Annotated in this window: 7 protein-coding genes; 3 read left to right on the top strand and 4 right to left on the bottom strand. The window is 35.5% G+C overall.

From position 1 onward, the window contains the following. Window positions 1-118: 118 nt before the first annotated feature. Complete coding sequence (locus Q0505_RS07850; RefSeq protein ID WP_299211006.1) at window positions 119-2,860, bottom strand: LuxR C-terminal-related transcriptional regulator; 2,742 nt, start codon at window positions 2,858-2,860, stop codon at window positions 119-121. Between the two features lie 905 nt (window positions 2,861-3,765). Here Q0505_RS07850 and Q0505_RS07845 point away from each other — a divergent pair. From Q0505_RS07845 to Q0505_RS07835, 3 genes are all read left to right on the top strand, one after another. Next, a complete protein-coding gene (locus Q0505_RS07845) occupies window positions 3,766-4,671 on the top strand; it encodes a YitT family protein (protein WP_299211003.1) in 906 nt (301 codons plus the stop codon). A gap of 201 nt (window positions 4,672-4,872) precedes the next feature. Beyond that, complete coding sequence (locus tag Q0505_RS07840; protein ID WP_299211000.1) at window positions 4,873-5,025, top strand: YqaE/Pmp3 family membrane protein; 153 nt, start codon at window positions 4,873-4,875, stop codon at window positions 5,023-5,025. Between the two features lie 206 nt (window positions 5,026-5,231). After that, window positions 5,232-6,299: an endonuclease/exonuclease/phosphatase family protein gene (locus Q0505_RS07835; RefSeq protein ID WP_299210997.1), complete on the top strand. Its 1,068-nt coding sequence runs from the start codon at window positions 5,232-5,234 to the stop codon at window positions 6,297-6,299. 108 nt (window positions 6,300-6,407) lie between these two features. Here Q0505_RS07835 and Q0505_RS07830 read toward each other — a convergent pair whose 3' ends face one another. The 3 genes from Q0505_RS07830 to Q0505_RS07820 form a co-directional block, all read right to left on the bottom strand. After that, window positions 6,408-8,108, bottom strand: coding sequence for a T9SS type B sorting domain-containing protein (locus Q0505_RS07830; protein WP_299211038.1), 1,701 nt, complete (start codon window positions 8,106-8,108; stop codon window positions 6,408-6,410). A 206-nt stretch (window positions 8,109-8,314) separates the two neighbouring features. After that, complete coding sequence (locus Q0505_RS07825; RefSeq protein WP_299210994.1) at window positions 8,315-9,109, bottom strand: PhzF family phenazine biosynthesis protein; 795 nt, start codon at window positions 9,107-9,109, stop codon at window positions 8,315-8,317. Between the two features lie 188 nt (window positions 9,110-9,297). After that, the gene (locus Q0505_RS07820) at window positions 9,298-12,009 is read right to left on the bottom strand and encodes a DNA gyrase/topoisomerase IV subunit A (RefSeq protein WP_299210991.1); all 2,712 of its coding nucleotides are present in this window, start codon (window positions 12,007-12,009) and stop codon (window positions 9,298-9,300) included. Window positions 12,010-12,152 lie beyond the last annotated feature (143 nt).

The following is a 12,152-nucleotide window of genomic DNA, read 5'->3' as shown; positions in this document are numbered from 1 at the left end:
CTGTAAATCAATATTTTGAATTAAAAATATCTATTACATTTTAACACTTTGATGTAGTTGTGATGAGGTGTTAAAAGTGAGAAAACGAAAATAATTTAAGTGTAATTTTACTAAATTCTCAAAATGAGTCTAGGAAATTAACGAAATTATCATTGGAGCCCATGTCCAATTTTTTTCTCAAGCGGTAGCGCTGTAATTCAACGCCTCTCTTGGAAATACCTAATAGAGGTGCAATTTCCTTAGACGTTAGTCCTGTTTTAATGTATGCACAAAGTTTTAAATCTCTCGATGTCATTTTAGGATAAGCCTTGATCAAGTTATCGAAGAAATCAGCATTAAACTCTTTGAAATTATCTTCAAATTGTTTCCAGTCGTTCTTACTATTAATGTGTTTTTGAGAAGATGCTAAGATGTTCTTTGTTCTGTATTGATTTGGAGAGACATCTTTTAAGCGATTCAATTCATTTCGAAGTAAAATAATAGCTTCATTTTTCTTAATTATGGAGGCTGTGGAATTTGTCAATTCTTTCTTTTTATCCTTAACCTGTTTTTCTAAGTTGGCTTTTTCAAGCTCATAAATTTTCTCTTGAGTCTCTTTAGTATATTGTCGTTTCAAAAGAATGTACTCTTTACGACGTTTTATTTGATTTCTGAGATAGACTAAGTAGAGTAAGCTACAAATAATAAGAGTATAAAGGACAAAGGCGAGATTGGAAAAATACCAAGGAGGCATCACTTTGAAACGGATACTGCGGTTAATAGTAGTATTATTATTTAGGTTCTCACTACTGTAATTATTAAAAATGTGTAAGGTGTAATTTCCATAATCTAAGTTCTGTAGCGTAAATTTTCCGTTTTTAATGGCCTGATGCTGATCAGCTTCGCCAGTTAAGACATAGCCCATCTCATTTTGAAAAGTATTTGGACTATAAACTTCAAATGTAAGATAGTTGCCGTCTTGATAGGATACTTGAAAGTATGCTGAACTATCAATGGCAAATCTATGTTTTGTTGAGTACACTTTATCGATAACAGGTGTTGATAACTGTTCTTTTTGGATGGTATTAATATTAAAGGTAGCAAAGCCATCATTAAGATTTAACATACGTATTGAATCATTTTTGAGGACCACCTTACCATAATTTGCTACGAGATGTTTTGATAATTCAAAGTCCGTAAGTCGCAACTTTTCATTAAAAGAGTTATCATAAAGAACGAGAGATCGGGTCTCTTGTCTGTCTAGAAACCATGTGCCTAGATCCTCTACACCTAAAAATTTGAGACCTTTCAATTTCTTAAACGCAATAAAGGTATTTGAAGTGCCAATATTGGAATAAGTAAACCAAGCATTTGAGTTGTAGAAGAATATTCGATCTCCAATTTTGAAAATTTCGGTCTTGTATTGACTCAAATCTGGGTCGTTACTGAAGTCTTCTTGAGCTATGACCTGAGTATATTCTGTATCTAGCTCAAACTTAAATAACCCCTTGTAGGGGTGTGATGCCCAGATTGTCTTATTTGTAACAAATGCAATAGAGTTTATTGGAAAATCAATACCCTCAATTTTTTGAATTATTAGTTTTTCTTTTGCAAAATTCAAAACATTTATTCCAGAATATGTGGCTTGTAAATAGCTCTCATTCGTAGCTGGGATTTTGGTATAGCCATAGACCCCACCATAAGATAGGTCAATGACCTCTGCTTTGTCGTTTGATATGCGATAGGTTCCGTCATTGTGTCCACAAAAAAGTTGATCATTAATAATGGTTAAATTCCACACATGACCTTCTGAGCTTTTTATGAGTTTGAGTTCATTATTGTAAAAGGTATATATTCCAGTATTGCTTGCTAGATAGTATTTCTCCTTAAAAAAAGCTACGTCATAGACGGTGCCTAGATCACCACTAAAATCAAAATAATAACGGTAAGAGCTTTTTAAATTCACCTTGCTCACACCATTGTCAAGAGCTACCCATAGATTGCCTTTGTGATAATCGAGACCCAATACGGTATTGTTATTAAGTCCAAACTCCTTATTGATAACAGAAACTGTTTTACTTTTAAGGTCATATAGTATCACACCATTTTTAATCGTTCCTAAAGCCAGAGTATGATCATCAATAAACTCAGCTTTATTAAGAACATCTCTTTTCAATGTTTCGTTAAGTGATTCTGGTACTTGAATAAGGGATAAACCATTAAACGTAAATCCCCCTTCGTCTTCATCAAAAATGAATAAATTGCCATTAAAAGAAGCTAGGCTTTTTATTTTTCTAAAGCTGTCGGCTTTTGTAATATCAAATTCCTGTAGCGTGCCGTCTATGAGTTCAAGAAGACCATTGTTGGGAGTTGCCACTATAACCTTATTGCCCAAAAGGACTATTGACGAGACGCCTTGGCTATTGTCAACTTTAGAAATCGACTGCCCGTCGTATATATATAGGCCTCCAAATGAGCGAAATAAAATATCATCTTTAAACTTTAGAATCTGCCAAAATTCTTCACTGCCTATGCCATCAGGATTTTTAAAAAGAGATTTTAGAGAATGATAGGTGTATGTTCCCTTTAAATCTTTTTCCCAATAACCAAAATCTTCATAGCTACCTGTGTAAATCTTGTCGACATCGCTTAATACCGATCGGATGATTGTTTTTTTTGGCAATTCCATAAGCTGCCATTGTTGCCCATTGTATCGGACTAAGCCTTTGTTGTTAGCTAAAAAAATCAAATCATCACTACTGGCATCAACTCCCCAATTTTGATTATCACCAAAGCCATAATTATCGATTTGGGGACTGAATATTTGGCCTAAGCAGGATGCGTTCAGTAAAATAAGGAGACAAGTAACAAGTGTTTTCAATACATATATTTTTTTAACTACCGTGATGTTAAACTTTTATTTCATAAAAATATAAAGGAAAATCTTCATCTTCATAATTTAATCTAAGAATCTTAATAGTGATTAAAGGATGAGCTCCTACTAAAAAAAGTAATTTCTGGTTTTTATATTATATCACGAATGCTATTGATCTTCCATTTGCGGATGTATTATCCTCAAACAAAGTAGATTTCGCCAACTTATCTATATTTAAACTACTGCTTAAAACAATTTTTTTCTTTAAAAATTTTTGTTCCTTTTATTTTATTACAAAGGATTCGAATGCTATTCTTCCAAATCTTCTGATGTAGAATACCCTTTATTATATGGCTCTTTTTTCCAATCTAGATGTAGAGCTGAGAGCTTTTTAATTTAAGATGATCATAGTTTTAATATAATTTCATCTGTCATATTTACAGTTATCTTATTATCTAAAGATACCGCTTTGTCATTAAATTCAGTATTTCTTTATAACTGCTTTTAATGAACTACCTCGATGCAAGTATGCGAGGTATCAAATCACAAAAGGGAAATTACAAATTCCCAAAAAAAGAAAAATATGATACAAGCATCGGAAAATTAAACCATAGATCCCGCTTTCAGCGAGATTAGTTCAATCTTACTATTTTGTATGCGTCTTTCAGACTTTACAAAACAGCGTTTCACTAATAAATAAATCAATTCAGTATAATCCACTATTTACAAGTTTAAAAACTCCTAAAAACCGCATGAAACAACCAAGTATAGGCACTAGCTTTACTATAACTAATTCTTATAAATAGTATAATACATATAAATAAAAATATATGCAAAATTAGTAAGACCTTTGCCGTCTTAAATAACACACAGAAAGATATTAAACGAATAACCAGAGTAACCAAAAAGAAATGAACAAGAAAATTTTAAAAAGCTTTTTAAAAGAATATATTCAAATTATAATCGGTATCATATTAGCCAGTATTGGACTAAAAGCCTTTTTATTACCTAATGATTTTCTAGATGGAGGTGTCACAGGAATTGCCATACTCTTAAGCAATGCCCTAGCGATAGATATTTCAATCATCCTATTAGTAGTGAGTATTCCTTTTATTATACTCGGTGCTTTTACGATTTCAAAAGGGATTTTAATAAAATCGATCATTTCTATTGTACTCCTCGCGATTTCTATCAACCTAGAGACGTTCCCAATCATTACAGAAGACAAACTATTAATCGCTATTTTTGGCGGTTTATTTTTAGGCGCTGGGATTGGGCTTGCTATCCGCAATGGATCGGTACTAGATGGCTCTGAAATACTGGGGATATTTATCTTTGACAAATTTGGGATTAGTATAGGAAAGACCATTCTTCTTTTTAACTGTATTCTCTTTGGGATTACGGCTTTTTTAATTTCGACAGAAGTTGCTATGTACTCTATTCTAACCTATATTATTACCGCAAAAGTCATCGACCTAGTGATAGAAGGATTTGAAGATTTTGTTGGGTTTACCATCATTTCTAAAGAAGCAAAGAGGATTGAAGAGGGATTACTAGATATAGGCGTAGGTGCTACTGTTTACAAAGGTGCTTCTGGATATGGGAGTTCCGGACAGCAAGATGACATCCGTATTATACACACCGTAGTGAATCGCATTGATATTAGAAAAACATACCGCTTACTTAATAAAATTGATGAAACTGCTTTTATCATTGAATTTGATATTAATAATGTAAAAGGAGGAGTGCTTCGCCATTACTTTAATAAGAAAAAAGATACCAATCTGGCGATGTCTATACAACCCTCACAGCCATAAAATGTATACACTATAGTCTTTATCATTCCAAAAACTAAGAAATACCTACATCCTTAAAGGAGTCAATCATTAAAGTGTTACAGTTAAAAGTTACTACCCTAAAGCTATAGGTTTGCAATTGGGATACTTAATTTTTCCTAAATCTATATTTTATATAGATTAAAACAACCATTATTCATACAAACACCTAAACCATTACCTATGTCAATTTTAACCATCATTCTAAACATTTTATTACCGCCCTTAGCTGTATTTTTAAAACACGGATTGGGTACAACATTCCTTATTAGTCTACTTCTTACACTAATAGGTTGGCTTCCTGGTATTATTCACGCATTTATTGTTAACGATTAATTTATATTACACAATAGCTATTCACTTTTAAATAGTGTAATACGATAGATATTGAGGTACGTATAATTTAAAAATTATTCAAAGAGATACGTTTTTGTTATTTTTTATAAGTAACCTATAACGTAAGTAATCGATGCATAACGGCTTATTATAAAATAAGTCGTTATGTACTATTTATTACTTATTTAAAATAATATCTTTAATAGATGAAATTTAAAATCTTCCTTAAGGTCATAGCAGTACTTGTTATTGTTTTATCTATTTTTCCGTTCATCCCTGTAGACTATTGGTGGGTTAGGAGTTTTGATTTTCCTCACATACAACTTACGCTACTTACTTTAATTACCCTACTTATTTATTTCATTCGGTTTGATGTTAAAAGTAAATATGACAGCTTTGTAATCATTTCATTATCGCTGTGTTTTATTCTTCAACTAAATAAAATTTATCCTTATACATTTTTTGCAGAGTATGAAGTGTTACCTTCAGAAAAGGTTCAGAATCATACTACCTTAGGCATATACACCGCCAATGTGTTTCAGGATAATAAAAACAATCAAGATCTTTTTAGATCCATTAAAAAAAGAAATCCTGACATCATATTACTCACCGAAACCGATCAAAGATGGCGTTCTCTTCTAAAAAAAGAATTTTTTAAAGACTATCAATACTATGTAGAAGCTCCTTTTGAAAATACATACGGGATGTTCTTATTGTCCAAATATGAGTTACTAGATAGTAAAGTTGAATTTTTAGTAGAAGATACCATACCATCCATACATGCCAAAGTAAAAACTTCAAATGGAGATCTCATTCAATTGATTTCCATTCATCCTTCCCCGCCAGTTCCCACTCATAACGCATCTTCTGTTGATCGTGATTCAGAAATGATGCAAGTTGCCAAATTATCTAGAGAATCAAAATATCCAACTATTGTGATGGGAGATTTTAACGATGTTGCTTGGTCAGAAACCACAGAACTATTCCAGGAAGTAAGTGGGCTTCTTGATATGAGAAAAGGAAGAGGATTTTACAATACATACAATGCTCATAATCCCTTACTCAGATGGCCACTTGACCATATATTTGTCTCTCCCCAGTTTCGAGTGCTGGAAATCGAAAAAGCAGAATATTTTGACTCCGATCATTTTCCGTTCTACACAAAATTGAGTTTTGAACCCGATACAGCGAACAAGCAAAAATTAGATCCTGCCACTAAGGAAGAATTATTAAGAGCAGAAAAAGAGATAGAAAACGCCGAAGAAAAGTCCTAAAAGGATCGGTATGAGGAAAGTTATTTTTTAAGGTAAATATGTGGTGTACGCTTTCGCGAAAGCGTAAAAATTAGACGTAAAGAGAGTTTCATTTAACTATTTGATCAATTATCTACGTAAAGCAAAATGTCCCACAAACACACGATTAGTTAAGGTGTAGGCTTTATACCAAAAGCCAGCGTCTAAAAGACGTCTTCCATTAAACGTCCCATCCCAACCGATACCGCGCGGACTAAAACTAGTGATGCGTTTTCCATAGCGATCATATACTTCTATATGTGTGATGGTCTCTCCATCTACTACCCTACCGCGTACTTGCCAGTAATCATTAATCCCATCGCCGTTAGGCGTAAAGTATTTTGGGAAACCTAAATCAATATCCGCATTAAGGCGAGCGCTATCAATACCACACCCATTTCTATCGCGCACAAAAACTTCAATATCACTAATTCCTAAGTTATTAAAAACCGGGCTATCTTGGTAAGGACCCTCTACAGAGCCAATAGCATATTCGTAGTCGCCTATGCCACTTACCTCCACATTGATACTCACATTTAGCCCTTGAATACTTAAATTCAAATCCTCTATGACAGGGGCTTCTGATATGGTAACGGTAAATATATGCGAACTATCACAAGTGATAATCCCTTCTTCGATTGGAACTTCAGAAATTACATCCAGGCGATATGTACCACTTTCGGTAATCGTAATATCACGAGAAGATGAAATTTCTAATTCCGTATCATTTACAAATTGAATCCAAGAAAAGTCCTCCCCTATTCCTGTAAAATTGAACTGCAAAGGACCGTCATTGGCACAAAAACTATAACTATCCTCCAATGTGATTTGCGGGTTTAAATCAATAATTTCTCCCGTGATGGCATCTTCATAAGGGCCACAACCTAAAGTTGTGGTAAAACACGTTTGCGCACAGTCTATTGCATCTCCTGCACTATTGTAAGGCGTGATCGTAACATAATATTTTACGCCTTCATCAAAATCTACCACAAATGTCGAAGTTACATTTCCAAAATCGATATTATCAACAACATCAGAGCTGGTGGGGCTACTTCCTATCGTGAGTCGATAGCCATCGGCATTGGGAACTGGTAACCAGGTAAGCAAAGGTGTGATTGCCACGTTCTCTTCGCCATCAGAAGGAGAATTAAGTATCGTACAATCTGGAACTTCTGTAGAAATTGTGAGCGTTGTAAAAGAACTATCATTTGCACAATTCACTGCTTCTCCCACAGCGTTACGCGGCCTAATTCGCACATAATACGTAGTGCCTTCTGCCAGCGGAGTTGTGATTTGAAAAGAAAGCCCTCCATTAGGTATTAACTGATTTGCAATCACATCATTTGCGCCTAAGGTGGTTCCTAAATCTAGTAGATATTCTGTAGCTCTAGGAGCGTAATTCCAGGTAATTAATGGGGTTAATGAAACATCAATAGCGCCATTCATAGGACTTGTAACCGTATTACATCCTGGCAAAGTGGTGATGTTTGCTGTACTAAACGTTTGAGCATTACAGATCGTAGTTGGATCTGGATCTGCGGGATCTTCTCTCAATGCGATGACTATCGTAAAGGTTTCATTTTCTGGCCATCCCATAACGGGTCTATAGAAAGTCTGTGAGGGTGTTCTCTGAATCGTAGATGTAATTCCTCCAGAATCTGTAATCGTCAGTATATATCCTCCAGCAACGCCTTCATCTGTCCACGTAAGTTGATTTTCTACAGGTAACGGATTTGGACTTGTCAGGATGGCACAATTTTGCGCTTTCGCGAAAAGCGAAACAACAAGCATCAGAGTCAACCAATATGATTTTTTTAATATGTGACGTATGGTGAAAATAACCTCTTTTTTTAGTTAAATATACTCGAAAACAACCATAACCCATAGAAATTTAACGGCTCTTATACAAAAGGAGTGTTTTATAAAATGACAACTACTAAGAACCTTAGAATTCTAAAAGGTGTTTTAATTTCTCATAACGTGTATTATAAAACCGATCAAAGTTCAATACTTCCCTTCAAATAAGTGACCGCTTTTCCTCTTATGAGTACCCTTTCATGTTGCAATTCACATAACAACTCTCCCCCACGTTTAGATAGTTGTAATGCTCTAAACTTAGTCTTATGAAGTCTCTCTGCCCAAAAAGGGACTAATGTACAGTGCGCAGACCCTGTTACGGGATCTTCAAATACTGTCGCTTGCGGTGTAAAAAATCTAGAAACAAAATCAACATCTTCTGCATCACCTCGAGCCGTTACAATAATACCGCCAGGATCCATATTCAGCTGATTGATAATCGCAAGATTAGGTACTATATTTTTAATATCCTCTTCAGAATCATACACCAATAGATAGTCACGGGCTTTCCATACCTCTATCGGTTGCATATTTAATCCATCAGATATTGTTTTAGGTAAGTCAGCTTTTTGAGGGGGTCTTGAGGGAAAATCAAGTTCTAAATAGGCTCCGACTTTTTTTACTTTTAAAAGACCGCTTTGAGAATCAAACACAATTTCAGAATGCTCATATCCTAAATGTTCAAATATCACAAAAGCGGTTGCCAAGGTTGCGTGTCCGCATAAATCCATTTCAAATTCAGGCGTAAACCATCGGATATAAAAATGATTATTTTGTAGTGGAACAAAAAAAGCAGTCTCTGCAAGGTTATTTTCAATAGCTATATTCTGAAGCGCTGCATCGTCAAGCCAATAATCTAATGGACAAACGGCTGCTGGATTTCCACCAAACAACGTATCTGTAAAAGCATCTATTTGAAATATTTGTATGTTCACTGCGATGTTTAAATTATCTAAAAGAGATCGTCTAAAAAATACTTTCAGTTGTCATACTGAACACTTCGAAAAACTCAATGTGACACTTGTGAAAATTTTTAATTCACTGGTTATCAAAATTCCTTCGACAAGCTCATGATGACAATTAGCTTATTTTAATACTTTTAAGACTCCTAATATACATTGAATCAAAAGAGTTTTATCTGACCTTCATCATCAAGTTCTGGACTATCATCATCTCCAGACGGTTTTCCTTTTGACGCTGACGGATTTTTTTCTGGGGTCTCGTTCACATCCTTAGCTTCCGAAGAAACGGTTTCCTCATCTATAACTTCTAGATCTTCTTTAGGGGTCTCAGCAGGTGTTTCATAAGGTAATGATTCTAACCAATTGAGTTGTTTTAATTTCTGAGCATATAATTGGTTCCCTTGGGCATTCACGCCTTTTACAGCAATAAAGTCTTCCATACTCACAGACTCATTCTCTTTCTGATCCTTACCTCGTTCTTTGTAAAATACCAATTCTGCCACCGGACGATGATCTGTAGAGACTAACTCTAACTGACTCTGATCATGTTCAGAGATAAAGGTTTCGGTTTTATCTGGATTTTCTATTAAAAAACGTTTTCCGTAATAGCGTTCTTTCTCACCATCCCAATAAATAGCAGTAATAGGCTTGGTAGGTTCCCACTTTTCTAGAACGATCATATCACTGTCAAAATGTGCAGTGACATCTGGAATAATCGTACGCGCATTCCCATGTTGATTAATAATTAAAAGCCTATCATCTGGTCTAAACTCACCTAACAATTCACCTCTAGCGTCTACATTAAGGCGTTGCACTGTATCGTCAAACCAGATTTTACGAGGTTTGAGGGTAGAGAGTCCTTTTTCTTTAAGCTCTACCGATTTTACAGAATGCTTGGTCACGATATTTCCTTTGGAAACACGCCCTTTTATAAGAATATCTGAAAAATCCAATTCTAAGCGTAGCTTTTTTACACTCGCGACTGCTCGTAAATACACGGTCACTAACTCTGCTTCTCCATTAGGGTTGGCGGTGAAGTAGAACATGAGCGATCCTTTTTTACCATTGGTAAGATCATACTCTTTGTCACGGGTGATGGAAGTGACATTAAAACGTTTTACATACGTAGCGCCACCAGCACCATCTCTATAAATCATGTTATAGGTAGTGCGCTTATCTTTTTTCTTAAAAACCGCTACGTGGACAATATCTTTTCCTACGAAGGTTTTGGCATCTACTTTGGTAACCATCATTTTCCCCTCTTTGGTGAAAACGATAATATCATCAATATCAGAGCAATCCGTGACATACTCATCCCGTTTAAGAGAAGTTCCAACAAATCCTTCGACTCTATTTACATAGAGTTTGGTATTACGCAACACCACTTTTGTCGCTTGAATATCGTCAAAAACACGAATCTCTGTCTGACGCTCTTTTCCTTTACCGTAGTCTTTTTTAAGTCTGGTAAAATAATCTATCGCATATTGGGTGAGATTATCTAGATGATAATTTACCTGAGCAATTTGCTCTTCTAATGAATCAATTTTTTGCTGTGCTTTATCGATATCAAATTTAGAAATACGCTTGATTCGTATTTCGGTAAGGCGCGCAATATCTTCTTCGGTTACGGGACGTTTTAAGTGTCCTATATGTGGCTTTAATCCTGTATCAATCGCTTTGATAACCCCTTCCCACGTTTCTTCTTCTTCAATATCCCGATAAATTCTGTTCTCGATAAAGATCCGTTCTAACGATGCATAATGCCATTGGTTTTCAAACTCGTCGCGCTGTATTTCAAGTTCTTGACGTAATAACTCTTTGGTACGATCGGTGCTACGTCGTAGCATTTCTGTAACGCCGACAAACAACGGGCTATTATTTTCTATCACACATCCCAATGGAGAGATAGAGGTCTCACAATATGTAAATGCAAATAAGGCATCTATGGTCTTATCTGGTGAGATCCCAGAAGGAAGATGTACGAGAATCTCAACATTGGCTGAGGTGTTATCTTCTATTTTCTTAATTTTTATTTTTCCTTTTTCATTGGCTTTTAAAACAGAGTCTATTAAAGAACCTGTGGTTTGTCCAAAAGGAACTTCTGTAATCACAAGCGTATTTTTATCTTGCTGATTAATCCGTGCTCGGATGCGTACTTTCCCGCCTCGGAGTCCATCGTTATAGTTGGTAAAATCTGCAATTCCTGCCGTTGGAAAATCTGGAAGGATGGTAAATCGTTTTTCTTGAAGGTGCTTGATAGAAGCATCTATAAGTTCTATAAAATTATGAGGTAATACCTTGGTACTTAACCCTACCGCAATTCCTTCTGCGCCTTGTGCAAGGAGTAATGGGAACATTACGGGTAAGTTAATCGGTTCTTTTTTACGTCCGTCATAAGACGCTTGCCAATCGGTGATTTTAGGATTATAAACCACATCAAGCGCAAACTTAGAAAGCCGTGCTTCTATATATCTAGAAGCCGCTGCTCGATCTCCTGTCAGGATATTTCCCCAGTTTCCTTGGGTATCAATCAATAAATCTTTTTGACCTATCTGCACCATTGCATCTCCAATACTGGCATCACCGTGTGGGTGGTATTGCATGGTATGTCCTACGACATTGGCAACTTTATTATAACGCCCATCATCTAGTTCTTTAAGCGCATGCATAATACGGCGTTGTACAGGCTTAAAGCCATCCTCTATGGCAGGTACCGCACGTTCTAGAATTACATACGATGCATAATCCAGAAACCAATCTTGAAACATTCCTGATACTCTGGTAATGGTCTCACCTGTAGCCTCCACAGCTTCCTGAGGTTGTTGATCTTTGTTTAACTCTTCTTCGTTATGCTCGTTTATGTCTTCACTCATTGGTCAATAAAGTCCGTTAGTTTTTAGTAATATGCAACTAAGTGTTTTGTTTTTTTTGCTTTCGTGCTTCGCTCAGCATAAACTTCTACCTCACGATGTTTCGCGAAAGCGTATAAATCATTAATCCTCTACTACTCGATCCA

It is taken from the genome of uncultured Dokdonia sp. (genome assembly GCF_937910895.1).
Classification (GTDB): domain Bacteria; phylum Bacteroidota; class Bacteroidia; order Flavobacteriales; family Flavobacteriaceae; genus Dokdonia.
The sequence above is the reverse complement of the archived record's forward strand: the minus strand, read 5'-3'. Positions and strand labels throughout refer to the sequence as shown.